Here is a 25,062-nt window from a genome sequence, read left to right as displayed (position 1 = left end):
GCTCCTACAGAATGTGTTTACAACTCAGCCGCCAGCCGCGAACCCTGATTGATCGCGCGCTTGGCGTCCAGCTCCGCCGCCACATCCGCGCCGCCGATCAAGTGCACGTTCTGCCCGGCTTCAACCAGACCATCGTGCAACTCACGCAACGGATCCTGCCCCGCGCAGATCACGATGTTGTCCACTGCCAGCAGTTGCGGCTCGCCGGATTCGCCGATGCGAATGTGCAAGCCTTGGTCATCAATGCTCAGGTATTCGACGCTGTTGAGCATCTGCACCTGTTTGTTCTTCAGACCGGTGCGGTGAATCCAGCCGGTGGTTTTGCCCAGACCGTCGCCAACCTTGGTTTTCTTGCGCTGCAACAGGAACACCTCCCGGGCCGGCGCATGCGGTGCCGCTTTGATTCCCGCCACACCACCACGGGCCTCCAGTTGCGTGTCGATGCCCCACTCTTTCCAGAACGCCGCGCGATCCAGACTGGTGGCTACGCCTTGATGAACGAGAAATTCCGAGACATCGAAACCGATCCCGCCTGCACCGATTACCGCGACACGCTTGCCGACCGGTTTGCGCTCGAGGATCACATCCAGATAACTCAGCACCTTGGCATTTTCGATGCCCGGAATCGCCGGCACGCGCGGGGCGATACCGGTGGCAAGGATGATCTCGTCATAACCGCCTTCGACCAGTTTCGCAACGTCGACACGGGTGTTCAGGCACACCTCGACATTGGTGGTTTGCAGCTTGCGGTTGAAGTAGCGCAGGGTTTCGAAAAATTCCTCCTTGCCCGGCACGCGCTTGGCAATGTTGAACTGGCCACCGATCTCACTGGCCGAATCGAACAACGTCACCTGATGACCGCGCTCGGCGGCCACGGTGGCGGCAGACAAGCCTGCAGGGCCGGCACCGACCACGGCGATTTTCTTGATCTGCTGCACCGGCAGGTAATTGAGTTCGGTTTCGTGGCAGGCGCGCGGGTTGACCAGGCAACTGGTGAGCTTGCCGCCAAAGGTGTGGTCGAGGCACGCCTGGTTGCAGCCGATGCAGGTGTTGATTTCGTCGGCGCGGCCTTCGGCGGCTTTGTTGACGAAATCCGGATCGGCGAGGAATGGTCGGGCCATGGAGACCATGTCGGCATCGCCCTCGGCAAGAATCTGCTCGGCAATTTCCGGGGTATTGATGCGGTTGGTCGTGATCAGCGGGATGCTCACCGAGCCGCGCAACTTGGCCGTAACCTTGCTGAACGCTGCACGCGGCACCTTGGTGGCGATGGTCGGAATCCGCGCTTCGTGCCAGCCGATACCAGTGTTGATGATGGTCGCACCGGCCTGCTCGATGGCTTTGGCCAGCATGACGATTTCATCCCAGGTGCTGCCACCTTCGACCAGATCGAGCATCGACAGGCGGAAGATGATAATGAAATTCGGCCCGACCGCTTCGCGCACACGACGGACAATTTCTACCGGCAGGCGCATGCGGTTTTCGTAGCTGCCACCCCAGCGGTCGGTGCGGTGATTCGTGTGCGCGGCGAGGAACTGGTTAATGAAGTAACCTTCCGAGCCCATGATCTCGACGCCGTCGTATTCGGCGGTTTGCGCCAATACCGAGCAGGTGACGAAATCGCTGATCTGCTTTTCGATGCCCTCTTCGTCCAGCTCTTTGGGCTTGAACGGGTTGATCGGCGCCTGAATCGCGCTCGGTGCTACTTGTTTCGGGCTGTAGGCGTAACGCCCGGCGTGAAGAATCTGCATGCAGATCTTGCCGCCCGCCTCGTGCACCGCGCGGGTGACGATGCGGTGCTTGAGCGCCTCTTCTTCAGTTGTGAGCTTGGCCGCGCCGGAATACACCCCGCCCTCGTCATTCGGGCCGATGCCGCCAGTGACCATCAGGCCGACACCGCCACGGGCACGTTCGGCGAAGTACGCCGCCATGCGCTCGAAGCCACCCGGCTTTTCTTCAAGGCCAGTGTGCATCGAGCCCATCAGGGTACGGTTGCGCAGCGTGGTGAATCCCAGGTCCAGCGGGGCCAGCAGATGCGGGTAATGAGCGGCGGTCATCGGTAACTCCACAACGAGCGATCACGGAAAAATTGCGGGAGCTCTGCGTCCCCCGTCAGTCATGTTCGACAGACTAAGAGTCGCACCGCTGTCACTCAATGACCGTAACTGACAAGTTATTGATCCAAATGCGCAGCGCCCCTTGGCAACCCGGGCCATGAGCCCTACCCTAGTCGCCACATCCTGTACCCGGCTGTTGTTGGTTTTCATGCGCAAACTTCTGTATCTGTTTTTCTCCATGGCCCTCGTTGCCGCCCTGACCACCTATGCCATGTGGGCGGCAGACCGGCCGGCGGGACATTACCTGTCGGACCTGCGCATCAAGCTCGCCGTCAATCAGGGCACGCCCGGCGACCGTGGCAATCTGCTCGGCATCCAGCCCGAACTGTTCCCCACCGATTACCAAAGCTCCGCACGCCTGCACCGCAAACTCGCGGCGTATCTGCAGCAGGCCCGCGATCAGGGCTTGCTCAACGAAAAAACCGTGGTGGTGTTGCCCGAGCACGTCGGCACCTGGCTGATGATCAGCGGCGAGAAAGACGAGTTGTATCAGGCGCCAACGCTGGCGGAGGCAATGAACTGGCTGGCGGCGAGCAATCCACTGCTGTTTGCCCGAGCGTGGCTGCGGGCCAAGGGCGAGCAACGCCTGGATGACGCTTATCTGCGGATGAAAGCGAAGGCCATGGCCAAGGATTACCAGGCGCTGTTCGGAGGTCTGGCCAAGGAGTTCCAGGTCACCCTGGTGGCCGGTTCCATCGTGCTGCCGGAGCCAAGCATCCGCGACGGCCGGCTCAAGCCCGGCAGCGGCGCCCTGTTCAACAGCAGCGTGGTGTTTGGTCGCGACGGCGTACCGTTGGGCCAGCCGCAGCGGCAGATGCATCCGATCTTTGATCAGCAAGGTGTGATTCAAGCCGAAGACAAACACGCCATACAGGTCGTCGACACACCGGCCGGACGCCTGGGCATCCTGATCGGCAGTGACAGCTGGTACCCCGGCAACTACCGCACCCTCGATGAGCAAGGCGCGCAACTGGTGGCCGTGCCGGCGCAGGTTATCGGCCAAGGCGCCTGGGACAAGCCATGGCGTGGCTACAAGGGCTCGAGCACGCCGGGCTCGGTCAGCCTCAAGCCCGGCGACCTCAGCGAAGGTCAGGCCTGGCACCGATTGACCCTCACCGCACAACCACCGAGCAGCCGCGCGATTGCCGGGGTCAGTGTGTTCATGCGCGGGCAGTTCTGGGACAAGTCGAGTACCGGCACAAGCTTCCTCAGCAGCAACGGCCAGCAGTTCGCCGATGGCGAGGCCCGTGGTGCGCGCTTGCTGAACGTCTGGCTGTAAACCATGAAGCCGCAGCCGATGCGCCTCGGGGATCTGTCGGTGGGTTTCGTCCATAGTCTGGCCGACGCCGTGCGCAGCCACGACGTCGATCCGCTGCCTCTGCTTGAACAATATGGCCTTGATGCAGCGCGACTGGCCGAGGCCGGGGCGCGATTGTCGATCCCGCGTTACATGCGCCTGGGCCATGCGGCGATTCAACTCACCGGCGACCCGGCCCTGGGCCTGCGCATGGGCCGAATGATCCGCTTGAATCAGGCCGGTCTGGCCGGCATCACTGCGGCGCAAGCACCCACCGTGCGTGAAGCGGCCCGCTGCCTGACGCGCTTCGAGCCGCTTTACGGCTCGAACTATCGCGGGCAGTCCAGTTTCCACGAAGACGCCAACGGTGCGTGGCTGCGCTTCTACTCGATCAGCCCGTACAACGCCTATAACCGCTTCGTGGTCGACTCGATCCTCGCCGGCTGGCTGCATCAGTTGTCGAGCCTGTGCGGCGAAACGTTGCGCGCCGAGCGAATCGAAATCGAATTCGAAGCGCCGGATTACCGCGACGCCTACACAATGCTCGGCGACTGCCCGATCCAGTTCAGCGCCGAGCGCAACCAACTGCGCCTGAGCCTGAGCAGCCTCGCCCTGCGCAACCCTGAACATTGCCCGAGCACCTGGCGACATCTGCTGCAATTGTGCGAGCGGGAGCTGGAACAACTGACCCGCACCCGCAGCCTGCGCGAGCGCATCACTCAGTTGCTCGGCCCGCTGCTCAACGGCGGTCGCGAGCCGGATCTTGAGGAAGTCGCGGCACGCCTGAAACTGCCGACCTGGACCTTGCGGCGCAAGCTCACTGAGGAAGGCACGCAATTTCGCGCGATCCTCAATGACACACGCCGCGATCTGGCGATGACCTACATCCGCGACACCGAACTGGCATTCGGAGAAATCGCCTACCTGCTGGGCTTCGCCTCAGCTGAAGCCTTCCAACGCGCATTCAAGCGCTGGAGCGGGCAGACGCCCGGCGAATCCCGACGAAATTACCGCTCGGGAGCTTGAAGTTCAGAGCTCCGTGGCGTCGTCAGCCGGCTCTGGTTGATCCAGTTCAAAGGCCTGGTATTCGAGCAGTTCTTCCTGATACTCATCCATCGTATAAATCCCCCAACTGCTCGCTATGAAAATGGCCTGATCAATCGACCTGTGCCCCGAGCATAAAGTGCCCGTATGAAGGAAAAGTGAAACGCGGCCTTCATGAATAAAACGTAGCAGGTGGTTGGGGATTTATCGCGGCGATGATGCCGCAGGTGTGTAACCAGATTTTAAGCCAACCCGAAAACCACTGTGGGAGCGAGCCTGCTCGCGAAGCGGTGTGTCAGTCTAATCATCTGTCGACTGATACACCGCTTCGCGAGCAGGCTCGCTCCCACAGGGTTTCGCTTGGTTTCTTATTGGCCCGACGCAGGCATCGCCGGAATCGGCTCGGATGGTGGCGGAATATCCGGGTTGGTCGGCGGGGTGATGGTTTCGCTGGCCGGCGCTGGCTCTTCCACGGGCGCTGGCGCAGGCGTAATCGGCGTCGACTCCGCTGGCGGTACGACCGGCTCGGAACTCACTGGCGCGGCTTCAACCGGGGCCGGTGCAGGTTCCGCAGCCGGCGCGGGGGCCGGTTCTGCTGCAGGTGTCGGCGCCAGAGGCGCAGGTGCAGGTGCAGGTGCCGCTTTTGGTTCTGGCACACCAAGATCGGCTTTCGGCTTTTCTTCGATGTGTGCAGCTTTCTTCGCATCGGCGGGCAGGAACTGCTCCACCAGTGTGAAGAAACGCTCGTAGAACTTCTGCGCAATGACCGTCTCACTGGCGACCTTGACCATCGAGTCGTCCGAGGAGCCGATCGGCATCGACACCGAGCCCAACACACCAACCCCGAGGCTGGCCGAGTTGTTGGTCTTCTTCAGCGCATAACGGTCCTGCAAGGCGTTGGCGAACACGGTCGCATGATGCCCGGCGCTGCCATCTTCGGCGCAGACCACGTTGAAGCTGATCTCGAGGTGCGTCTCGCCGGTCTGCTGGAAGCTCTTGTGCCCGCTGACCAGTTTGGGATCACTGCTGGTAATGATGTAGCCCTGACTGAGCAACGCGCGCCGGGCCGCTTCGCAACTGGCGGTGTCGGTTACCGGGTAATTGCGCGAAAAGGTGCCGGAGTCATCGAAGTTCTCATGCTCATAGATCGGCTTGTCCTTCGAACAACCGGCCACCGCAGTCAACAAAAGCGCCAGCCCGACAACACGCATGGGAGTGGAAATCAACATTGAACATCCTGAGGGAAAACAGTCCGGGGCGTATTGTGCAACAGATCGTCGCCCCATGGCGCATGGAATAGTGTCAAGAATCGGTTACAACTTTACCGGTCATGAGCGCCGGGAAAAAGCCGCGTGGACAAATGATCGATCAACGCGCGCAATTTCGCCGTGGCTTGTCGGCTCGACGGCCATAACACCCTAGCCGCCCGAAGTGTTCTAAACGCCAAGGGACGGTGTACATCCAAGAATCAGGTCGGCTGTCAGGCCGCTTTCGCGAGCAGGCCCGCTCCCACAGAAAAGCAAAGCAGCGCAGCTGCCCGCGGCAAAGCCGCCCCACTCCACAATGAGCGCAAGCTCGAGTGCTTTTGATCTTGCTTTTGATCCACCGGCGACGTCGGAAGGCTGAGCGGAGGGATTGATCCGGGCGTGGGAGCGCAGCGACCGTCTGGCGCAGCCAGACACAGCGGAAGGAGGTGCAGCGGAGGGATTGATCCGGGCGTGGGAGCGCAGCGACCGTCTGGCGCAGCCAGACACAGCGGAAGGAGGTGCAGCGAAGCAAACCGTAGCCGCTGCGCCCGGATCAATCCCGCAACGAAGGAACCCGAGCCTGCGAGGGCCGAACGTAGGAGCAAGCCTTTTTGGGTACTTTTTCGGCGTCTGGAAAAAGTGCCTCGCCGTAAGGGCGAAACCGCCAGCCGCCGCACCCGAAGAACCGGATATTCACCCAAACCACCCAGAGCATGGCCGGCCCAAAGGCCGCCAAGCCACCAAAAACAAAAAAGCCCCGACCAACCAGGCCGGGGCTCCTTCAAACGTCAGTCAAAAGATCAGAACCGCTCGATCTCCGCCTCAGCTTCCAACTGCTTGCGATACGCCGCAAAGTCCTGCTGCCCTTCACGGGAAGCCAGGAAGCGACGATATTGCGCCTTCTCTTCATCAGTCGGCGCGGCAGCTTCGTTAACACCGTTGAGTCGCACAACCATCAGACTGCCATCCGGCAACGTAACACTGGAGAACGTCGGCTTGTCCTTGGCAGCCGGCTTCGGCATACGGAACAGTGCCTGCAGCACAGCCGGATCAACCCCTTCCTGACCACGGGTGGCCGCTTCGGTGATCTTCCAGTTCTGGCCATCGATGGCCTTGTCCAGCGGCGCCTTGCCGTCGCGCAGATCAGCGATCAGCTTCTCGGCACGGGTCTTGGCCTCGGCACTGGCGTGCTCCTTGGTCAGTTGAGTACGGATCGCCGCGCTCACACTTTCCAGCGGCAGTTGCGCAGGCTTCAGGTGCTCCTTGGAACGCAGCACGATCACGGTTTCCGGATCCAGCTCGATGGCGGTGCTGTTGGCACCTTCATCAATCACTTCCGGGCTGAACGCGGCAGTGACCACGGCACGGTTGGCGGCAACACCTTCGCCACCTTCACGGCCGAACGGCTTGGAAGTGTGCACGGTCAGTTTCAGATCCGCTGCTGGCTGCGCCAGGTCAGAGGCTTCGAACGCCGAGTCTTCCAGTTGCTTGGTCGCCTCAACAAAACGCTGCTCGACCTGAGCGGCTTTCAGCTCGCGGGTCAGCTTGTCTTTCAGGCTGGCCAGGGTCGGCACTTCAGGCGCTTCCACGCCCAACAGCTTGATCAGGTGATAACCGAAGTCGGTACGAATCGGCTCGGACACCTGGTCTTTCGACAAGGAGTACAGCGCTTTTTCGAAAGCCGGGTCGTAAACGCCAGGACCGGCATAACCGAGGTCACCACCATTGTTGGCGGAACCCGGATCCTGCGAGAACTCCTTGGCCAACGCTTCGAACTTCTCGCCCTTGGCCAGACGCGCCTGGACTTCGTCGATCTTCGCCTTGGCCTGCGCTTCGGTAGTCTTGTCGTTCACTTCGATGAGGATGTGCGCGGCACGACGCTGTTCCGACAGGTTGGCGATCTCTTTCTGGTAAGCCGCCTCAAGATCTTCATCCTTGACCGCAACCTGATCGAAGAACGACGATTTCTTCAGCTCGACGTAATCGATGATCACCTGATCCGGCGTCATGAATTCCTTGGCGTGCTCGTCGTAGTAAGCCTTGACCTCGTCATCGGTCAGCTTGACCGCAGCCGGGTCGGCCTTGACGTTCAGAGTGGCGAAATCACGGGTCTGTTTTTCCAAACGGGCAAAAGCCAGCACTTCGGCGTCGGTGACGAAACCGCTGCCGGCAACACCAGCGCGCAACTGGCCGATAAGCATTTCCTGAGCCAGCATCTGACGGAACTGCATGCGGCTGTAGCCCAGTTGACGGATCACCTGGTCGAAGCGCTCGGAGCTGAACTTGCCGTCGACCTGGAATTCAGGCGTTTGCAGGATCACTTGATCCAGCGCGGCTTCGGAGAACGAAAACTTCGCCTGTTCGGCGCCTTGCAGCAGCAACTTGCGGTCGATCAGGCCTTTAAGCGCCGATTCGCGCAGCATCTTTTCGTCGAGCAAGGAGGCATCGAAGTCCTTGCCCAGCTGTTGCATCAGCTGCCGGCGTTGCATATCAACGGCCTGGCTCAGCTCGTTCTGGCTGATTTCGTCACCATTGACCTTGGCCGCCTCGTTCTTGTGAGTCGTGGCCTGGAAAATGGCATCGAAACCGGTCAGGGCCATCAGTGCAACGATGACCCCGATAATGGTCTTGGCAATCCAGCCTTGTGAATTGTCCCTGATATTCTGCAGCATGCGTCCCCCAGAAACGGTTGAACTTCAATTTAGGCAACCGTGGAGCGTGGGTAGAATCCGGATAGAAGAAAGGCGCATCCGAGGATGCGCCTTCTCGTAACTGGCGGAGCGGACAGGGCTCGAACCCTCGATCCCGGCGTTACAGGTGCCTTTTTCAGCCACCTGCTCTACCGCTCCGCTGCCAAGTCAGGCTTGACCCCGACCCGGATGGGTAAAAACCTGGAAACTCAGTTAACAGCTTCTTTCAGCGCTTTACCGGCTTTGAAACCTGGCTTCTTGGCAGCCGGGATTTCCAGAGACTTGCCAGTTTGCGGGTTGCGACCGGTACGAGCCGGACGGTCAGTCACGGAGAAGGTACCGAAACCAACCAGAACAACGGAGTCGCCAGCCTTCAGAGCGCCAGTGACGGATTCGATTACAGCGTCCAGCGCACGGCCAGCAGCAGCTTTCGGGATATCAGCGGATGCAGCGATAGCATCAATCAGTTCCGACTTGTTCACTCTAAGTCCCCTTATATCTATTTTGAGATGTTTCTAAGTTTTTTGGTGAAAGCAAAAACGAGTGCTGAATGGCCTACAGACACTTAAGAGCCGCTTTATAACAAGGGCTCTAAAATGCTGTCAAGGAAAGCCCCCCAGGCTAAAACGTATTAATGCGTGCTAATTCTTTCCTTGGCATCAGACTCGCGTTTTTCGTCCTTGGCAACTATCTCCGGAGCCACATCCGGCAAGGGCTCCGGCGCGTATTGCAGCGCAATTTGCAGGACCTCGTCAATCCATTTAACCGGCTTGATCTGCAGATCCTGCTTGATATTGTCAGGAATCTCCTTCAGATCGCGGACGTTTTCTTCCGGAATAATCACAATCTTGATTCCGCCACGATGTGCCGCCAGCAGTTTTTCTTTCAAACCGCCAATTGCCAGCACTTGCCCACGCAGAGTGATCTCACCGGTCATGGCGACATCGGCGCGCACCGGAATACCGGTCAAAGCCGAGACCAGCGCCGTGCACATACCGACGCCAGCACTTGGGCCGTCTTTCGGCGTAGCACCTTCCGGCATGTGAATGTGCGTGTCGCGCTTCTCGTGGAAGTCCAGCGGAATGCCCAGGCTTTTCGCCCGGCTGCGCACCACGGTCTGTGCGGCAGTGATCGATTCGACCATCACATCACCCAGCGAACCGGTCTTGATCAGTTGCCCTTTACCCGGAATCACTGCGGCTTCGATAGTCAGCAATTCGCCGCCAACCTGAGTCCACGCCAGGCCAGTCACCTGCCCCACCTGATCCTGTTGCTCGGCCAGGCCGTAGCGGAACTTGCGCACGCCGAGGAAATGCTCGAGCAGATCAGCTGTCACTTTTACCGAGAAGCGTTTTTCCAGCGCATGCTCTTTGACTGCCTTGCGGCAGACCTTGGCGATCTGTCGCTCGAGGCCTCGCACGCCCGCTTCACGGGTGTAATAACGGATGATGTCGCGGATCGCTTCCTCATCGAACTCCAGCTCGCCCTTCTTCAAACCGTTAGCCGCGATCTGCTTCGGCGAGAGGTATTTCACGGCGATGTTGATCTTCTCGTCTTCGGTGTAACCCGGCAGACGGATGACTTCCATCCGGTCCAGCAGCGCTGGCGGGATATTCATCGAGTTGGAGGTGCACAGGAACATCACATCGGAGAGGTCGTAATCGACTTCCAGATAGTGATCGTTGAAGTTGTGGTTTTGCTCAGGATCAAGCACTTCCAGCAACGCCGAAGCAGGATCGCCACGCATGTCGCTGCCCATTTTGTCGATTTCATCGAGCAGGAACAGCGGGTTGCGTACGCCCACCTTTGTCATCTTTTGAATCAATCTTCCCGGCATCGAACCGATGTAGGTCCGGCGGTGACCACGAATTTCCGCTTCGTCACGCACGCCGCCCAAGGCCATACGTACGAATTTGCGATTGGTGGCGTGGGCAATCGATTCCGCCAGCGAGGTTTTACCCACACCTGGAGGACCGACCAGGCACAACACCGGGCCACGGATTTTCTTCACGCGCTTCTGCACGGCGAGGTATTCAAGGATGCGTTCCTTGACCTCTTCGAGGCCGTAGTGATCGGCGTCGAGAATGTCTTCTGCACGGGCCAGGTCGAGGCGTACTTTGCTTTGCGCCTTCCACGGCACCTGCACCAGCCAGTCGATGTAGGAGCGCACCACGGTGGCTTCAGCCGACATCGGCGACATCTGCTTGAGCTTGTTCAGCTCAGCGGTGGCCTTGGCCAGCGCGTCTTTCGGCAGGCCGGCAGCATCGATGCGCTTTTTCAGCTCTTCGATTTCGTTGTGACCTTCGTCGCCGTCACCGAGTTCTTTCTGAATGGCCTTCATTTGCTCATTCAGGTAGTACTCGCGCTGGCTGCGCTCCATTTGCTTTTTGACGCGACCGCGAATGCGTTTTTCAACCTGGAGCAGGTCGATTTCGGCATCCAGCAGTGCCAGCACGTGCTCGACACGGGCCGACAGATCGATGATCTCGAGGATTTCCTGCTTCTGCTCGATTTTCAGCGCCATGTGCGCGGCCATGGTGTCGACCAGACGACCGGGCTCATCGATGCTGTTGAGCGACGACAGGACTTCAGCCGGAACCTTCTTGCCCAGCTGGACGTATTGTTCGAACTGCGACAGCAGCGTGCGCACGAAGACTTCCGACTCGCGCTCGGCGGCGTCGACTTCTTCGATCAGAGAAACTTCGGCGCGGCAGTGGCCATCGACTTCGCTGAAGCGCTCGACAGTACCACGCTGCTCGCCTTCGACCAGAACCTTGACGGTGCCGTCAGGCAGCTTCAGCAGTTGCAGAACCGTGGCAATTGTACCTACGCGATAGAGAGCGTCTTCACCGGGATCATCGTCAGCCGGGTTTCGCTGGGCCAGCAGCAGAATCTGCTTGTCACCCGTCATCGCTGCCTCGAGGGCTTCGATGGATTTCTCGCGCCCCACGAACAGCGGGATAACCATGTGCGGATAAACCACGACATCACGCAATGGCAGGAGAGGCAATTCGATGGTTGTCTTCATGATTTCGCCTCTACGGCGGCCGTATGGCCGTAATCAGATGGAATTAAGCTTGAAACCAAGATGGGGGCTGCCTCGAAAAAAAACAAGCGCAAAGCGGAGGTAAAAAACGACTTAAAAAAAAAGAGGCCCGAAGGCCCCTTCTTTGTTGCGGCGCTGTGAACGCTTACGCGTCCGGCGCTGCCTTGGCCGTCGGCTCACTGTTTTCGTAGATATACAGTGGCTTGGACTTGCCTTCGATTACGCTTTCATCGATCACGACTTTGCTCACCTCGGACTGCGAGGGGATCTCATACATCGTGTCGAGCAGCACACCTTCGAGAATCGAACGCAGGCCACGGGCACCGGTTTTACGTTCCAGGGCACGCTTGGCGACCGATTTCAGCGCGTCGGACCGGAATTCCAGATCCACGCCTTCCATCTCGAACAGCTTGGCATACTGTTTGGTCAGAGCATTTTTCGGCTCGGTGAGGATTTGCATCAGCGCAGCCTCGTCGAGCTCATCCAGTGTCGCCAGGACCGGCAGACGACCGACGAATTCCGGGATCAGACCGAACTTGACCAGATCGTCAGGCTCGACTTCACGCAGGGATTCACCAACCTTCTTGCCCTCTTCCTTGCTGCGCACTTCGGCGTTGAAGCCGATGCCGCCTTTGGTGGAACGGTTCTGAATGACCTTTTCCAGGCCGGAGAACGCACCACCGCAGATGAACAGGATGTTACGGGTGTCGACCTGCAGGAATTCCTGCTGCGGATGCTTGCGGCCACCTTGCGGCGGTACCGAAGCGACCGTGCCTTCGATCAACTTGAGCAAGGCCTGCTGCACGCCTTCACCGGAAACATCGCGGGTGATCGACGGGTTGTCGGACTTGCGGGAAATCTTGTCGATTTCATCGATGTAGACAATGCCCATCTGGGCTTTCTCTACGTCGTAATCGCACTTCTGCAGCAGCTTCTGAATGATGTTCTCGACATCTTCACCCACGTAACCGGCCTCAGTGAGGGTGGTTGCGTCGGCAATGGTGAACGGAACGTTCAGCAAGCGGGCCAGTGTTTCGGCCAGCAGGGTTTTACCGGAGCCTGTCGGGCCGATCAGCAGAATGTTGCTCTTGCCGAGTTCGACGTCGTCAGCCTTTTTGTCACGCTGGTTCAGGCGCTTGTAGTGGTTGTACACCGCTACGGCCAAAACCTTTTTCGCACGCTCCTGACCAATGACGTACTGGTCAAGGATGCCGCTGATTTCTTTAGGCGAAGGCAATTTATGCGCGCTGCTTTCGGCCTGTGCTTCCTGCACCTCCTCGCGGATGATGTCATTGCACAGGTCGACGCACTCGTCGCAGATAAAGACCGAGGGGCCGGCAATCAATTTGCGCACTTCATGCTGGCTTTTGCCACAGAAGGAGCAATAGAGCAGCTTGCCGTTGTCCTCGCCGTTGCGGGTGTCAGTCATTCGTTCGATCCAAATCCGATAGGCTTGCAACACAAGATGAAGGCTATTGCGGGCTTTTTCAAGCCCGCCGCTGATCGGACATGCCGATCAGGCCTGTTTTGCGCTGCTTATATTAAGCTGGACGCTGGTTGATCACTTCGTCGATCAGGCCGTATTCCTTCGCAGCTTCAGCACTCATGAAGTTGTCGCGATTGGTATCGCGCTCGATTTCTTCCAGAGTACGGCCGCTGTGCTTGGCCATCAGCATGTTCAGACGCTCGCGGATGAAGAGGATTTCCTTGGCGTGGATTTCGATGTCCGACGCCTGGCCCTGGAAACCGCCCAGTGGCTGGTGAATCATCACGCGCGAGTTCGGCAGGCAGAAACGCTTGCCCGGTGCACCTGCGGTGAGCAGAAATGCGCCCATGCTGCAGGCCTGACCGATGCAGGTGGTCGATACGTTCGGCTTGATGAACTGCATGGTGTCGTAGATCGACATGCCGGCAGTCACCGAACCGCCCGGCGAGTTGATGTACAGATGGATGTCCTTGTCCGGGTTTTCCGCTTCAAGGAACAGCAGTTGCGCACAGATCAGGTTGGCCATGTAGTCCTCTACCGGGCCCACCAGAAAGATCACTCGCTCCTTGAGCAGGCGCGAGTAGATGTCGTAGGCGCGTTCGCCACGAGCGGACTGCTCGACAACCATCGGGACCAGGCCGCCGGCGGCCTGGATATCAGAGTTCTGCTGAATATAAGAATTACGGAACATGCTCTGCAGTCGCTCCCAAATAGTTATGTCTTGAATACGCATAAGCCAGCTCGAGAGCTGGCTTATGGTGTGCACTTCTAACGCAAAATCAATCAGTCGGCTGCTGGAGCTTCTACCGGCTTGACTGCTTCTTCGTAGGAGACCGATTTGTCGGTCACACTAGCTTTCTGCAGAACAGTATCCACAACTTGTTCTTCCAGCACAACCGAACGCACTTCGTTCAGTTGCTGCTCGTTTTTGTAGTACCACGACACGACCTGCTCTGGCTCCTGGTAAGCGGAAGCCATTTCCTGAATCATTTCGCGAACGCGAGCTTCATCAGGCTTGAGGTCGAACTGCTTGACTACTTCAGCAACGATCAGGCCCAGTACGACGCGGCGCTTGGCTTGCTCTTCGAACAGCTCGGCCGGGAGTTGGTCTGGCTTGATGTTGCCGCCGAACTGCTGAACAGCCTGCACGCGCAGACGGTCAACTTCGTTGGACAGCAGAGCCTTTGGCACTTCGATCGGGTTGGTGGCCAGCAGACCGTCCATTACCTGATTCTTGACCTTGGATTTGATCGCCTGACGCAGTTCACGCTCCATGTTCTTGCGAACTTCGGTGCGGAAGCCGTCGATGCCGCTTTCCTTGATGCCGAATTGAGCGAAGAACTCTTCGTTCAGCTCAGGCAGCTTAGGCTCGGACACAGTGTTGACGGTCACGGTGAACTCGGCGGTTTTGCCAGCCAGGTCCAGGTTCTGATAGTCCTCAGGGAAGGTCAGGTTCAGAACGCGTTCTTCGCCGGCTTTAGCGCCAACCAGGCCTTCTTCGAAGCCCGGGATCATACGGCCGGAACCCAGTACCAGCTGAGTGCCCTTGGCGGAGCCGCCAGCGAACACTTCGCCGTCAACCTTGCCAACGAAATCGATGTTCAGCTGGTCTTCGTTCTGGGCAGCGCGGTCGGCCACTTCGAAACGGGTGTTCTGCTTGCGCAGGATGTCGAGCATCTTGTCCAGATCAGCGTCAGCCACTTCAGCGCTCAGACGCTCAACGGTGATGCCTTCGAAGCCAGCAACGGTGAACTCAGGGAAGACTTCGAATACAGCAACGTATTCCAGATCCTTGCCCGCTTCGAGCGACTTTGGCTCGATCGAGGGCGAACCGGCAGGGTTGAGCTTCTGCTCGACCACAGCTTCGTAGAAGGAAGACTGAATGACGTCGCCTACCGCTTCCTGACGCGCATCAGCACCGAAACGGCGCTTGATTTCGCTCATTGGCACTTTGCCTGGACGGAAGCCAGCAATTTTGGCCTTTTGGGCAGTCTGCTGCAGACGCTTGTTGACCTGAGTCTCGATGCGCTCTGCCGGCACGGTGACGCTCATGCGGCGCTCGAGAGCAGTAGTATTTTCAACAGAAACTTGCATGGATATTCCTCGTTGCACAGACGTTAGCCGGCCGTTTCCGACCCCAGAATCAAGGGCATGCATTCTAGTGGGTCAAACTCAAGAAGTCACCCTACTGGAAACGGGTAAAAAAACAGCAGGCAATTTATAGGGAGCGCCGCACGAATGCCGCGCACTCCACTGGCGAATACAAGCGATCACGTCAGGGCTCTGCAACAACGCTTCTATATATAGAAGCAACTACCAGATAGGCCCCGACAGACGTTCCAGCAAAACCGGAACGACGAGCAGTTCAGCGTCATCCGATCCTTTAAAAGCGATGAAGTGCCCTGCCCAGCGCCTCGAAATCGGCCATGGCCGGATTTCGAAACCGCTAAAACAAAAAAGGCGCCAGACTGTTAAATCTGGCGCCTTTCGAAATATGGGGTGGACGATGGGGATCGAACCCACGACAACGGGAGTCACAATCCCGTGCTCTACCAACTGAGCTACGCCCACCATATNTGGCGCCTTTCGAAATATGGGGTGGACGATGGGGATCGAACCCACGACAACGGGAGTCACAATCCCGTGCTCTACCAACTGAGCTACGCCCACCATATTGCGTAACAAAAAAGCCAAACAACTTCTTTGTCGAAACTTCATCAGGCCCTAGGCACAGATGAAGCTTTATTTGGTGCGGATGAAGAGACTCGAACTCTTACGCCTCGCGGCGCTGGAACCTAAATCCAGTGTGTCTACCAATTCCACCACATCCGCGGATGAAGCTTTTAAAGCAAAGGCGCCAGACCGTTAAATCTGGCGCCTTTCGAAATATGGGGTGGACGATGGGGATCGAACCCACGACAACGGGAGTCACAATCCCGTGCTCTACCAACTGAGCTACGCCCACCATATNTGGCGCCTTTCGAAATATGGGGTGGACGATGGGGATCGAACCCACGACAACGGGAGTCACAATCCCGTGCTCTACCAACTGAGCTACGCCCACCATATCGCGTTACTTGTGCCAAAGCTGCCTAATGGCGCACCCGGCAGGACTCGAACCTGCGACCATCCGCTTAGAAGGCGGATGCTCTATCCAGCTGAGCTACGGGCGCCTTGTTAATCTGTACTCTTAAAGGACTACAAACTAAGTGCTTTCCAGTGTCGCAGAACCTTGATTCCGCCTCACCTTCTTAACCAGTGCTAGGCTGTGCCCGACAAGTGCGACGAATAGTATAGAGGGCTCCAAAGGTCGTCAAATCCTTTTTGAAAAAAATTCATTTAATTAAAGGAGTTAGAGGAATTTGCTGACCAAGCGCCTTTGCCCTCACCGCTCGACATGCGAGAATGCGTTCTCATTTTTTCCCCTCTCGATGGTTAATCACGCGCAATGACTGCACAACTAATCGACGGCAAATCGATCGCCGCCAGCCTGCGCCAGCAGATCGCCCAACGAGTTGCCGAGCGTCGCCAGCAAGGCCTGCGCACCCCCGGCCTCGCGGTGATCCTGGTCGGCAGCGATCCTGCCTCTCAGGTTTATGTCTCGCACAAGCGTAAAGACTGTGAAGAGGTTGGCTTCCTCTCTCAAGCCTACGACCTGCCCTCCGACACCACTCAGGACGCCCTGACCGATCTGATCGATCGCCTCAACGACGATCCGGCTATCGACGGCGTTCTCCTGCAGTTGCCTCTGCCCGAACACCTCGACGCGTCCAAGCTGCTGGAACGCATCCGCCCGGACAAAGACGTCGACGGTTTCCATCCCTACAACGTCGGCCGCCTGGCCCAGCGTATTCCGCTGCTGCGCCCCTGCACCCCGAAAGGCATCATGACCTTGCTGGAAAGCACTGGCGCTGATCTTTACGGGATGGACGCGGTAGTCGTGGGCGCCTCCAATATCGTCGGTCGCCCGATGGCCATGGAATTGCTGCTGGCCGGCTGCACCGTCACCGTGACTCACCGCTTCACCAAGGATCTGGCGGGCCACGTCGGCCGCGCTGATCTGGTGGTCGTTGCCGCCGGCAAGCCGGGCCTGGTCAAGGGCGAGTGGATCAAGGAAGGCGCGATCGTGATCGACGTCGGCATCAACCGTCAGGACGACGGCAAACTGGTCGGTGATGTCGTTTACGAAACCGCCCTGCCCCGCGCCGGCTGGATCACCCCGGTACCGGGCGGCGTTGGCCCGATGACCCGCGCCTGCCTGCTGGAAAACACGCTCTACGCCGCAGAAACCCTGCACGTCTGATCGAATTTTTCCGCTGCACCAGAACCCCGCCTCGTGCGGGGTTTTTAGTGCCTGAGAAAAAACTTCAACCGTTCGCCGGAAACCGCTCTTTTTACAGGCCTTTTCACGAGATTTTCAGGTCTTACAAACAACCATCGACAGTTCTTCAGCCATACTCCTAAAATGCGCCGGTTTTGAGAAATAACCCGTTACAAACTAACGGTATATCCAACCTTTTAGAGTTCGCCCGCGTGAAAATTCTGCTCTCGATTCTGAGCCTGTTGTTTGCTGTTACAGGCACATTCATCACGCCAACGATCAACGCTGCGGAAACCACCGCTGCTCCACGTGACGCTTCGACATTGAAGATCGCGTCTGGCAGCGCCCTGCTCATGGATATGCAGACCAACAAAGTCATTTATTCCAGCAACCCTGACGTGATCGTACCGATCGCTTCCGTCAGCAAGCTGATGACTGGCCTTGTCGTGGTGGAAGCTCGACAGAACATGGACGAATGGATCGATGTCGATATCAGGAACACCCCGGAAATGAAGGGTGTGTTCTCCCGCGTCAAACTCAAGAGTGAGCTGCCGCGCCGCGAGATGCTGCTGATCGCCTTGATGTCTTCGGAAAACCGTGCCGCCGCCAGCCTCGCGCACCACTATCCAGGTGGCTACGCTGCTTTTATCGCGGCAATGAACGCCAAGGCCAAGGCGCTTGGCATGACCAGCACGCACTTTGTCGAGCCGACCGGGCTGTCAGAGCGCAACGTTTCCACCGCCCGCGACCTGAGCAAATTGCTGGTGGCCGCGCACAAGCAACCGCTTCTGGTGCAACTGACCACCACCAAGGAAAAGACCGTGGCGTTCCGCAAGCCCAACTACACCTTGGGCTTCCGCAATACCGACCACTTGGTCAATAAGGCCGATTGGGACATCAAGATTACCAAGACCGGTTTTACCAACCCGGCCGGCCATTGCCTGGTGCTGGTGACGAAGATGGGCAACCGTCCGGTCGCCCTGGTGATTCTCGATGCGTTCGGCAAATACACGCATTTTGCCGACGCCAGCCGTATCCGCAGCTGGGTGGAAACCGGGCGCAGCGCCAACGTGCCTGCCGTGGCACAGCAATACAAAGCCGACAAGAACCTCAAGAGCCGTCAGAGCGGCGTGGTCGAAGCGGCAAAGTAGATCCGGCAATCATGAAGAAGCCCCGAATGTTCGGGGCTTTTTTTCGTCTGCGCGTCAGTCGTTGGGCAGTGGCATCTTGTCGTCATCAGGAATGCCATCGCCCGAGCTCGGCTCTGGCGAAACGTCCGGCGTCAGCACATTTGGCCGCGCCATCGGGTCGCGCATCGGGCTGTCCGGGTCCAGCACCGGATCAACCTCCGGCTCCGGCGTGGTCGGTACGCTGTCAGGTTTGTGGTCATCGAAGCTTGAATCGGTACTCATACGCACCTCACATCAAGGTTTCAGATCGGCTAACGGATCATAGGGCTTGGCCGGTTTCTTCGGATCTTCACCGGGCTCGACATCCTGCGGGGCCTTAGCCGGACCGACCGGATCAACTTGCGGATCCTCGAGGTCCGGCGAATCCGGATCGAAGCCCAGATCATCGCCCGAGGAATGTTCGGACGAGTGTGGGCCTTTCGGGGTTTGGGAATCTGCCATGTTGCCTCCTTGATTCACCCGCGAAGCACGGGCATTAATCTTCAGAGGCCGGCCCGGCGCAGTCGTGCCCGGCAGATGACGAACGGAGGTTTATTGCGCCGCCAGAGCCTTTCGCGCCTGCGCCGCAGCGTTTTCTTCACCGGCCTGCGCCAGTTCATCGGCGGCTTTCAGCCAACGGGAGCGGTCGACGGCTGCCGGGATCTGCGACGGTTTCTGAATCAGGATCGCCCAGCCACCGGCCTTTTCGAGCGCTGCTTGAAAGCTGCCGAAATCCATCAACTGCCGACGATTCATGCCGGCGCGCAGCAGGACCTTCTGTTTGTTGCGGTCGTAGCCGGACAGGATCGCGTAACGCGGCTCGGCCCAGAATGCCGAACCTTCACTGAAACGCACCATGACCGGGTAGCCCGCCGCGACCTGGGTCAGCAAGGCTGGCAGCTGGCTGTCGAGCGGATAAACCACCAGGCCATATTCGCGGGCGAGGTTCTGCATGTTCTGCTGCAGCTTGTCCTCAGCCCCCGGCAAGTGCAGCGGTTTTTCCAGAAGGCCCGGGGTGATGACGATGCCTTGTTGCGACAGCAGACTGGCCAGCACCTGTGGCCCACTCTGGTTGGCTTCGCCACGATAGAAGGTGCCGCTGAGTTCAACTCGCTCTGGCAAGCGTTTGACTTCTGGCGCTACGTTGCCCGCACATCCGCTCAGCAACACCGCGCAAGCGCCGGCAAGCAACGCTCCACGCACTCGAGAAAATACCTGAACCATCAATCACTCTCTTCCAGACGCCGGTCATCGTGTTCCGGCAACGCCAGCGATCATAGAGCCGCACCCGCCTGCGGTATAGCCTTAAACCGCAGAGCGGGCGATTGCATAGAGCAAACTGATTGGTCACTAACGACCTTTGGTCAATAGCTTGAAACACCCCATTGACTAGACTGTCACTGAAATAGAGCGAATTGCGAAAAGCGAGCGCCCGATGCAGGGCGAAGAGGAGGCACCAATGAGCCTGACCATGACCATTGTGATGTTGATAGCCGGCTGGCTGGCCGTGGCGACTGCCATGTTGTGGGGTGTGCTGCGGATTTCGCGGCGGCATCATCCGGTGCAGACGATGCCGGTTGAGAAAACAGAGAAGCATCCAGTGCGGCACGCTGCTGCGCATTGAAGATCAAGAGCCCCTCACCCTGGCCCTCTCCCGGAGGGAGAGGGAACTGACCGGCCCCCTCTCCCTCGGGAGAGGGCTGGGCGGGCGGCGTTCCGATGAGGGGCAAGCTCTAAACCACACCCCCAACATCAAAGCGAAAAAAAACCGCCTGAGCTCAACAGCCCAGGCGGTTTTTTGTGTTCTCAGCGATTACGCCTGCTGAACAACCTTCTTCTGCTTCGCCCGGCGCGACAGCATGTTCAACACTTCGATACCGGCCGAGAACGCCATGGCCGCGTACACATAACCTTTCGGAACATGGGCGCCGAAGCCTTCGGCGATCAGCGTCATGCCGATCATGATCAGGAAGCCCAGCGCCAGCATGACCACGGTCGGGTTGTCGTTGATGAACTTGGCCAGCGGATCAGCCGCCAGCAGCATCACCAGCACCGACACCACCACCGCGATGATCATGATCGGCAAGTGTTCGGTCATGCCGACAGCGGTAATGATGCTGTCGATCGAGAACACCATGTCGAGCATCAGGATCTGACCGATGGCCGCGGCAAAACCCAGGGTTACGGTCGAAGTCGCGGTCTTCGGGTCTTCCGGCGACGGGTCCATGCTGTGATGGATCTCGGTCGTGGCTTTCCACACCAGGAACAGGCCACCGGCGATCAGGATCATGTCCTTCCAGGAGAACGCCTGACCAAGGATTTCGATCACAGGCTCGGTCAACTGCACGATGAACGCGATGGTGCTCAACAGGGCCAGACGCAGAATCAGGGCCATGCCGATACCGATACGACGCGCCTTCTGCCGATGCTGTTCGGGCAATTTGTTGGTCAGGATCGAAATAAAGATCAGGTTATCGATGCCGAGCACGATTTCCATTACCACCAGTGTGGCCAAAGCAACCCAAGCGGTGGGGCTGGCGGCGAGTTCTAACAGATATTCCATGGGTCAGTCCTGACTCTGTGTAAGACGGTTTAGATGGTCTTGGAGGAAGATTCGGATTCTTCCGCCTGTTTTTCCGGCGTTTCTTTTTTCTCGATCAAACCACCGGTGGCATCACTGAGCGCTTGCTCGGCGGCTTTATGGGTGTCGTCGATTGCTTGTTTGGCGGTTTCAGCCGCCGCGCCCATCAGTTGCTGGGCGCTTTTTTCCGCCTGATCACAACCGGCCAGAACCAGTAAAGACGCAAACATCACTGCGGGAAATGTGTATTTCATAAGGTTTCCTTCGAATGAACAGACAGGCGCACACACCGGCCGTCGATGGCTGGGCATTCTAGGGAGATGAACACTTCAGGAAAATTCGTATTTTTAGCGGCTATACTTCGGTTTTCACGAAGTGGCCATCACTATGCTCAATTACCGACAACTGCATTACTTCTGGGTTGTAGCCAAAACCGGCAGCATCGTCCGGGCGTGCGAGCAGCTGAACCTGACGCCACAGACGATCAGCGGACAGATTTCACTGCTCGAACAAACCTATGGCGTGGAATTGTTTCGCCGGGTTGGCCGACAGCTGGAGCTCACGGAAGCCGGGCGCCAGGCCCTGCCCTACGCCGAGCAGATGTTTCAACTGGGCGGCGAGCTGGAGCTGATGCTGCGAGCGCAGCCCAACGAGCAGCAGATCCTCTTTCGCGTCGGCGTGGCCGACGTGGTGCCCAAATCCATTGTTTATCGCCTGATCGCGCCGACCATGGAATTGAGCGAGCCGCTGCGCATCACCTGTCGCGAAGACAAACTCGAACGTCTGCTCGCTGATCTGGCCATCCAGCGTCTGGATCTGGTGATTTCCGACAGCCCGATGCCTTCGCATCTGGACATCAAAGGCTACAGCCAGAAGCTCGGTGAGTGCGGGATCAGCTTCTTTGCCACCGCCGAACTTGCCGCGCAGTATGGCCAGGATTTCCCGCGCAGCCTGCACGGCGCACCGTTGCTGATTCCCGGCGCGGAAACCGTGGTGCGCAGCCGTTTGCAGCGCTGGTTCGCCGAACAGCAGATCCAGCCGCAGATTGTCGGCGAGTTCGATGACAGTGCTTTGATGCAGGCCTTCGGCCAATCCGGCAGCGGGATTTTTATTGGCCCGAGCGTGATTGCCGAGGAAGTGAAGCGCCAGTACGGCGTCGAGTTGATCGGCCAGACCGACGCCGTGAGCGAGTCGTTCTATGCCATCTCGGTGGAGCGCAAGGTCAAGCACCCTGGCATCGTAGCGATTACCGAGGGCGCCCGACGCGAGCTGTTTACCGGGTTATGAAGCGCAGACTTCACGCGGCTTCAGCGTCATCAGCACCATGGCGAGGAACACCGAAAGCAAAATGAAGCCGGCAGCGGCAAAGCCGAGAAAGCCCAGCCCGGCACTGTCGATCACCCGGCCGCCGACCATCGCGCCCAGGCCGATGCCGAGATTGGCCCCGGCGATGTTCAGCGACGCGGCGAAGGCCGGCGCTTCCGGCGCGGCTTTCATCAGGCGCACATGGCTGACCAGGAACAACGCCGCCTGGGTCACGCCCCAAATGCCCATCGCCACCGCCAGGCCGACTGGCGAATGAATGTTCGGCACCAGCGAGACCATGCCCGCGATCATGAACGCACAGAACAACACCGACGCCCCCAGCGGATGCCGATCCACCGCACGCCCGCCAAGCGAGTTGCCGATCAGCCCGACTGCGCCAAACGCCATCAGGCACCAGCCGACCACGGTGCCGTTGAATCCGGCAAGTCGTTCGAGGATGTCGGCAAGGTAGGTGTAAGCGGTGAACATGCCGCTGAACACCAGAATCGACAACAAGATATGGCCGAGCATCAGCGGGCTGCGCAGGATCTTGAACTGCGAACGGAAGCTGACCTGATGCTGGTGCAGACTGGTTTTCGGCAGATAGACAAACAGCAGCAAGGCTTTGGCAAACGCGATCAACGCCAGAATGCCGAATGCGCTGCGCCAGCCGAACGCATCGGAAATCAGCGTGCCGACCGGAATGCCAAACACCGTGGCGCAGACAATACCGAAGCCGATCTTGGCGATGGCGCGGCCGGCGAAATCCGGGCCGACGATGTCCACCGCCGTCTCACTGGCCAAAGCCCAGAACACCGGCAAACCCAACGCTGGAATCAAGCGCGCGATGGCCATCACCCAGATATTCGGCGCCAACGCTGCAACGGTATTGGCCAGACCGAACATGATCAGAATGCTGATGAACAGTTTGCGCCGTTCGAAACGGGCGAAATACGCGGTCAGGAATGGGCCGAACAGCGCCACGGTAAAGGCGAACAAGGTCACCAGCAGCCCGGCTTGCGGGATGCTGACTTCGAGGTCTCGGGCGATCGCCGGCAACAGGCCGACAATGACGAATTCCGTGGTCAGCACCGTGAACCCGGCGGCGGACAACAGAAGAATAGGCAACAGCATGCGCAACTCCAGCAAAACGACGACACCAGCGATGACCCGGAGGCCCGCTGGCAGAACTTGAAAATGAGGATGGCGAAGCTTAACAGACTGCGTCCGCACTGAGTTGCCCAAAACTGCCGATCTGCCGGGCCGATCCGGTGGCAGATCGTCACAGGCCTGAAGGTTCACGCCTACGCTGTGATAAAGTCCGCGCCCTGAAAATCGTACAGCTGTTCAACGTGCCGTTTGGCGGCGTTGATGTCACTTCGACAGGCGTTTCGTGACTGCCCACGACGCTTCGCACCCTATAAAAAACAGAGATGCCGCTATGACCGCTTCATCCCCTTCGTTACTGCAACGCCTGAAACGCCTGAGTCTGGTCAGCCAGATCGTCATTGGTCTGATCGCCGGTATTGCCCTGGCCCTGATTGCACCGGAGCTGGCGAAGTCCACCGCGTTCATCGGCAAAGTGTTTGTCTCGGCGTTGAAAGCCGTGGCGCCGATTCTGGTGTTCGTGCTGGTGATGGCCTCGATCGCCAACCACAAGCACGGCCAGGAAACCCACATCCGGCCGATCCTGTTCCTGTACCTGCTGGGCACATTCAGCGCTGCGGTGGTGGCCGTGGTCGCCAGCATGGCGTTCCCGTCGAATCTGGTGCTATCGACCGAAAACGTTGCCGTGACTGCGCCTGGCGGCATCGGCGAAGTCCTGCAAAGCCTGTTGCTGAGCGTCGTCGATAACCCGGTCAGCGCGCTGATGAATGCCAACTTCATCGGCATTCTGGCCTGGGCGATCGGCATGGGCATTGCCATCCGGCATGCCGGCGACACCACCCGCGAGGTACTGGGTGACTTGTCCAATGGCGTCACCGTGATCGTCCGCGTGGTCATTCGCTTCGCGCCGCTGGGCATCTTTGGCCTGGTCGCGTCGACACTGGCCACCTCCGGTTTCGGCGCGCTGCTCGGCTATGCGCACCTGCTGGCAGTGCTGCTGGGCTGCATGCTGTTCGTCGCGCTGGTGATGAACCCGCTGATCGTGTTCTGGAAGCTGCGCCGCAATCCGTACCCGCTGACCCTGATGTGCCTGCGTGAAAGCGGCATTACCGCGTTCTTCACCCGCAGCTCGGCGGCGAACATTCCGGTCAACCTGGAATTGAGCAAGCGCCTGGGCCTGCACGAAGACACCTACTCGGTATCGATCCCGCTGGGTGCGACCATCAACATGGCCGGTGCGGCGATCACCATTACCGTGCTGACCCTGGCGGCGGTGCACACCTTGGGCATCGCTGTGGACATTCCGACCGCAATCCTGCTCAGCGTCGTCGCAGCCATTTGCGCCTGCGGCGCGTCCGGTGTGGCCGGTGGTTCGCTGCTGCTGATTCCGCTGGCGTGCAGCCTGTTCGGCATCCCGAGCGAGATCGCCATGCAGGTCGTGGCGGTGGGCTTCATTATTGGCGTGCTGCAGGATTCGGCGGAGACCGCGCTGAACTCGTCGACTGACGTGCTGTTTACAGCGGCGGCTTGCCTGGGCGAAGAAGAGAAGGCTCAGCGTACGGCGTAACCGCCTTACCTTGTGGGAGCGAGCCTGCTCGCGAAAGGGGCGAGACATTCAGTATTAATATCGCCTGATACGCCGCATTCGCGAG

General features: G+C 58.8%; 21 protein-coding genes and 6 tRNA genes. 7 read left to right on the top strand and 20 right to left on the bottom strand.

All coding sequences use genetic code 11. The features are described from left to right. Nucleotides 1-17 precede the first annotated feature (17 nt). Nucleotides 18-2,057, bottom strand: coding sequence for an NADPH-dependent 2,4-dienoyl-CoA reductase (locus ASG55_RS17820; protein WP_056788766.1), 2,040 nt, complete (start codon nucleotides 2,055-2,057; stop codon nucleotides 18-20). A 208-nt stretch (nucleotides 2,058-2,265) separates the two neighbouring features. Here ASG55_RS17820 and ASG55_RS17815 point away from each other — a divergent pair, with 208 nt between their 5' ends. Together ASG55_RS17815 and ASG55_RS17810 are read left to right on the top strand one after the other, a co-directional pair. Then, complete coding sequence (locus tag ASG55_RS17815; protein WP_056789867.1) at nucleotides 2,266-3,396, top strand: nitrilase-related carbon-nitrogen hydrolase; 1,131 nt, start codon at nucleotides 2,266-2,268, stop codon at nucleotides 3,394-3,396. A 3-nt stretch (nucleotides 3,397-3,399) separates the two neighbouring features. Next, on the top strand, nucleotides 3,400-4,440 hold the full coding sequence (locus ASG55_RS17810) for an AraC family transcriptional regulator (RefSeq protein ID WP_056788764.1): 1,041 nt from the start codon (nucleotides 3,400-3,402) through the stop codon (nucleotides 4,438-4,440). Nucleotides 4,441-4,826: 386 nt separating this feature from the next. On the opposite strand, the gene ASG55_RS17805 is transcribed toward ASG55_RS17810, so the two are convergent. The 13 genes from ASG55_RS17805 to ASG55_RS17745 form a co-directional block, all read right to left on the bottom strand. Further along, complete coding sequence (locus ASG55_RS17805; protein WP_056788761.1) at nucleotides 4,827-5,687, bottom strand: DUF2242 domain-containing protein; 861 nt, start codon at nucleotides 5,685-5,687, stop codon at nucleotides 4,827-4,829. 818 nt (nucleotides 5,688-6,505) lie between these two features. After that, a complete protein-coding gene (locus ASG55_RS17800) occupies nucleotides 6,506-8,377 on the bottom strand; it encodes a SurA N-terminal domain-containing protein (RefSeq protein ID WP_056788760.1) in 1,872 nt (623 codons plus the stop codon). A 227-nt stretch (nucleotides 8,378-8,604) separates the two neighbouring features. Continuing rightward, nucleotides 8,605-8,877 carry an HU family DNA-binding protein gene (locus tag ASG55_RS17795; RefSeq protein ID WP_016775333.1) on the bottom strand — a complete coding sequence of 91 codons (273 nt, stop codon included), beginning with the start codon at nucleotides 8,875-8,877 and terminating at the stop codon, nucleotides 8,605-8,607. A gap of 149 nt (nucleotides 8,878-9,026) precedes the next feature. Beyond that, entirely contained in the window at nucleotides 9,027-11,423 is a 2,397-nt protein-coding gene (lon, locus tag ASG55_RS17790) for an endopeptidase La (RefSeq protein WP_016775334.1), read from the bottom strand. Nucleotides 11,424-11,586: 163 nt separating this feature from the next. Continuing rightward, the gene (gene clpX, locus ASG55_RS17785; RefSeq protein WP_016775335.1) at nucleotides 11,587-12,870 is read right to left on the bottom strand and encodes an ATP-dependent Clp protease ATP-binding subunit ClpX; all 1,284 of its coding nucleotides are present in this window, start codon (nucleotides 12,868-12,870) and stop codon (nucleotides 11,587-11,589) included. A gap of 112 nt (nucleotides 12,871-12,982) precedes the next feature. Beyond that, the gene (gene clpP, locus ASG55_RS17780) at nucleotides 12,983-13,618 is read right to left on the bottom strand and encodes an ATP-dependent Clp endopeptidase proteolytic subunit ClpP (protein ID WP_016775336.1); all 636 of its coding nucleotides are present in this window, start codon (nucleotides 13,616-13,618) and stop codon (nucleotides 12,983-12,985) included. 92 nt (nucleotides 13,619-13,710) lie between these two features. Then, nucleotides 13,711-15,021: a trigger factor gene (tig, locus tag ASG55_RS17775; protein ID WP_016775337.1), complete on the bottom strand. Its 1,311-nt coding sequence runs from the start codon at nucleotides 15,019-15,021 to the stop codon at nucleotides 13,711-13,713. A gap of 401 nt (nucleotides 15,022-15,422) precedes the next feature. Then, nucleotides 15,423-15,498: transfer RNA gene (locus tag ASG55_RS17770), tRNA-His, on the bottom strand. Between the two features lie 23 nt (nucleotides 15,499-15,521). Further along, nucleotides 15,522-15,597: transfer RNA gene (locus ASG55_RS17765), tRNA-His, on the bottom strand. Between the two features lie 77 nt (nucleotides 15,598-15,674). Then, nucleotides 15,675-15,759 (bottom strand) — tRNA-Leu (locus tag ASG55_RS17760). A gap of 57 nt (nucleotides 15,760-15,816) precedes the next feature. Further along, nucleotides 15,817-15,892, bottom strand: a tRNA-His gene (locus tag ASG55_RS17755). A gap of 23 nt (nucleotides 15,893-15,915) precedes the next feature. Continuing rightward, nucleotides 15,916-15,991: transfer RNA gene (locus ASG55_RS17750), tRNA-His, on the bottom strand. 32 nt (nucleotides 15,992-16,023) lie between these two features. Continuing rightward, a tRNA-Arg gene (locus tag ASG55_RS17745) sits at nucleotides 16,024-16,100 on the bottom strand. Nucleotides 16,101-16,375: 275 nt separating this feature from the next. Here ASG55_RS17745 and folD point away from each other — a divergent pair. Next, nucleotides 16,376-17,230 (top strand): bifunctional methylenetetrahydrofolate dehydrogenase/methenyltetrahydrofolate cyclohydrolase FolD, encoded by an 855-nt coding sequence (folD, locus tag ASG55_RS17740; RefSeq protein WP_016775338.1) that lies wholly within the window; start codon nucleotides 16,376-16,378, stop codon nucleotides 17,228-17,230. A gap of 230 nt (nucleotides 17,231-17,460) precedes the next feature. Continuing rightward, a complete protein-coding gene (gene pbpG, locus ASG55_RS17735; protein WP_056788757.1) occupies nucleotides 17,461-18,399 on the top strand; it encodes a D-alanyl-D-alanine endopeptidase in 939 nt (312 codons plus the stop codon). Between the two features lie 54 nt (nucleotides 18,400-18,453). On the opposite strand, the gene ASG55_RS17730 is transcribed toward pbpG, so the two are convergent. The 3 genes from ASG55_RS17730 to ASG55_RS17720 form a co-directional block, all read right to left on the bottom strand. Beyond that, a complete protein-coding gene (locus ASG55_RS17730; RefSeq protein WP_041477156.1) occupies nucleotides 18,454-18,660 on the bottom strand; it encodes a hypothetical protein in 207 nt (68 codons plus the stop codon). Nucleotides 18,661-18,672: 12 nt separating this feature from the next. Beyond that, nucleotides 18,673-18,879, bottom strand: coding sequence for a DUF6021 family protein (locus tag ASG55_RS17725; protein ID WP_056788754.1), 207 nt, complete (start codon nucleotides 18,877-18,879; stop codon nucleotides 18,673-18,675). A gap of 90 nt (nucleotides 18,880-18,969) precedes the next feature. Next, nucleotides 18,970-19,641 carry a hypothetical protein gene (locus ASG55_RS17720; RefSeq protein ID WP_056788752.1) on the bottom strand — a complete coding sequence of 224 codons (672 nt, stop codon included), beginning with the start codon at nucleotides 19,639-19,641 and terminating at the stop codon, nucleotides 18,970-18,972. A 235-nt stretch (nucleotides 19,642-19,876) separates the two neighbouring features. On the opposite strand from ASG55_RS17720, the gene ASG55_RS27000 reads away from it, so the two are divergent. Next, the gene (locus tag ASG55_RS27000) at nucleotides 19,877-20,041 is read left to right on the top strand and encodes a hypothetical protein (RefSeq protein WP_164488349.1); all 165 of its coding nucleotides are present in this window, start codon (nucleotides 19,877-19,879) and stop codon (nucleotides 20,039-20,041) included. 189 nt (nucleotides 20,042-20,230) lie between these two features. Here the strand turns inward: ASG55_RS27000 and ASG55_RS17715 are convergent, their stop codons facing one another. Then, on the bottom strand, nucleotides 20,231-20,980 hold the full coding sequence (locus ASG55_RS17715; RefSeq protein ID WP_056788748.1) for a TerC family protein: 750 nt from the start codon (nucleotides 20,978-20,980) through the stop codon (nucleotides 20,231-20,233). A gap of 29 nt (nucleotides 20,981-21,009) precedes the next feature. After that, a complete protein-coding gene (locus ASG55_RS17710) occupies nucleotides 21,010-21,252 on the bottom strand; it encodes a hypothetical protein (protein ID WP_024013465.1) in 243 nt (80 codons plus the stop codon). Between the two features lie 133 nt (nucleotides 21,253-21,385). Between ASG55_RS17710 and nhaR the strand changes: the two genes are divergently transcribed. Next, nucleotides 21,386-22,285, top strand: a complete 900-nt coding sequence (gene nhaR / locus ASG55_RS17705; RefSeq protein WP_016775345.1) for a transcriptional activator NhaR — start codon at nucleotides 21,386-21,388, stop codon at nucleotides 22,283-22,285. Here nhaR and ASG55_RS17700 read toward each other — a convergent pair. Then, nucleotides 22,280-23,437 carry an MFS transporter gene (locus tag ASG55_RS17700; RefSeq protein WP_024013467.1) on the bottom strand — a complete coding sequence of 386 codons (1,158 nt, stop codon included), beginning with the start codon at nucleotides 23,435-23,437 and terminating at the stop codon, nucleotides 22,280-22,282. The genes nhaR and ASG55_RS17700 overlap by 6 nt on opposite strands. Nucleotides 23,438-23,744: 307 nt before the next feature. Between ASG55_RS17700 and sstT the strand changes: the two genes are divergently transcribed. Then, nucleotides 23,745-24,977, top strand: coding sequence for a serine/threonine transporter SstT (gene sstT, locus ASG55_RS17695; RefSeq protein ID WP_024013468.1), 1,233 nt, complete (start codon nucleotides 23,745-23,747; stop codon nucleotides 24,975-24,977). The last annotated feature ends 85 nt before the right edge of the window (nucleotides 24,978-25,062 follow it).

Source organism: Pseudomonas sp. Leaf434 (genome assembly GCF_001425545.1).
GTDB lineage: Bacteria > Pseudomonadota > Gammaproteobacteria > Pseudomonadales > Pseudomonadaceae > Aquipseudomonas > Aquipseudomonas siliginis.
Note: the sequence above shows the minus strand (reverse complement) of the source record. Positions and strands in the feature narration are given on the sequence as shown.

Excerpts from the sequence above, each read along its gene's own strand:
- tig (WP_016775337.1), bottom strand. The coding sequence starts at position 15,021 with ATGCAAGTTTCTGTTGAAAATACTACTGCTCTCGAGCGCCGCATGAGC.
- ASG55_RS17800 (WP_056788760.1), bottom strand. The coding sequence starts at position 8,377 with ATGCTGCAGAATATCAGGGACAATTCACAAGGCTGGATTGCCAAGACC.
- ASG55_RS17730 (WP_041477156.1), bottom strand. The coding sequence starts at position 18,660 with ATGAGTACCGATTCAAGCTTCGATGACCACAAACCTGACAGCGTACCG.
- ASG55_RS17815 (WP_056789867.1), top strand. The coding sequence starts at position 2,266 with ATGCGCAAACTTCTGTATCTGTTTTTCTCCATGGCCCTCGTTGCCGCC.
- sstT (WP_024013468.1), top strand. The coding sequence starts at position 23,745 with ATGACCGCTTCATCCCCTTCGTTACTGCAACGCCTGAAACGCCTGAGT.
- ASG55_RS17720 (WP_056788752.1), bottom strand. The coding sequence starts at position 19,641 with ATGGTTCAGGTATTTTCTCGAGTGCGTGGAGCGTTGCTTGCCGGCGCT.
- ASG55_RS17820 (WP_056788766.1), bottom strand. The coding sequence starts at position 2,057 with ATGACCGCCGCTCATTACCCGCATCTGCTGGCCCCGCTGGACCTGGGA.
- ASG55_RS17810 (WP_056788764.1), top strand. The coding sequence starts at position 3,400 with ATGAAGCCGCAGCCGATGCGCCTCGGGGATCTGTCGGTGGGTTTCGTC.
- ASG55_RS27000 (WP_164488349.1), top strand. The coding sequence starts at position 19,877 with ATGAGCCTGACCATGACCATTGTGATGTTGATAGCCGGCTGGCTGGCC.
- ASG55_RS17710 (WP_024013465.1), bottom strand. The coding sequence starts at position 21,252 with ATGAAATACACATTTCCCGCAGTGATGTTTGCGTCTTTACTGGTTCTG.
- clpX (WP_016775335.1), bottom strand. The coding sequence starts at position 12,870 with ATGACTGACACCCGCAACGGCGAGGACAACGGCAAGCTGCTCTATTGC.
- ASG55_RS17805 (WP_056788761.1), bottom strand. The coding sequence starts at position 5,687 with ATGTTGATTTCCACTCCCATGCGTGTTGTCGGGCTGGCGCTTTTGTTG.
- ASG55_RS17700 (WP_024013467.1), bottom strand. The coding sequence starts at position 23,437 with ATGCTGTTGCCTATTCTTCTGTTGTCCGCCGCCGGGTTCACGGTGCTG.
- nhaR (WP_016775345.1), top strand. The coding sequence starts at position 21,386 with ATGCTCAATTACCGACAACTGCATTACTTCTGGGTTGTAGCCAAAACC.
- ASG55_RS17725 (WP_056788754.1), bottom strand. The coding sequence starts at position 18,879 with ATGGCAGATTCCCAAACCCCGAAAGGCCCACACTCGTCCGAACATTCC.
- folD (WP_016775338.1), top strand. The coding sequence starts at position 16,376 with ATGACTGCACAACTAATCGACGGCAAATCGATCGCCGCCAGCCTGCGC.
- lon (WP_016775334.1), bottom strand. The coding sequence starts at position 11,423 with ATGAAGACAACCATCGAATTGCCTCTCCTGCCATTGCGTGATGTCGTG.
- ASG55_RS17715 (WP_056788748.1), bottom strand. The coding sequence starts at position 20,980 with ATGGAATATCTGTTAGAACTCGCCGCCAGCCCCACCGCTTGGGTTGCT.
- clpP (WP_016775336.1), bottom strand. The coding sequence starts at position 13,618 with ATGTTCCGTAATTCTTATATTCAGCAGAACTCTGATATCCAGGCCGCC.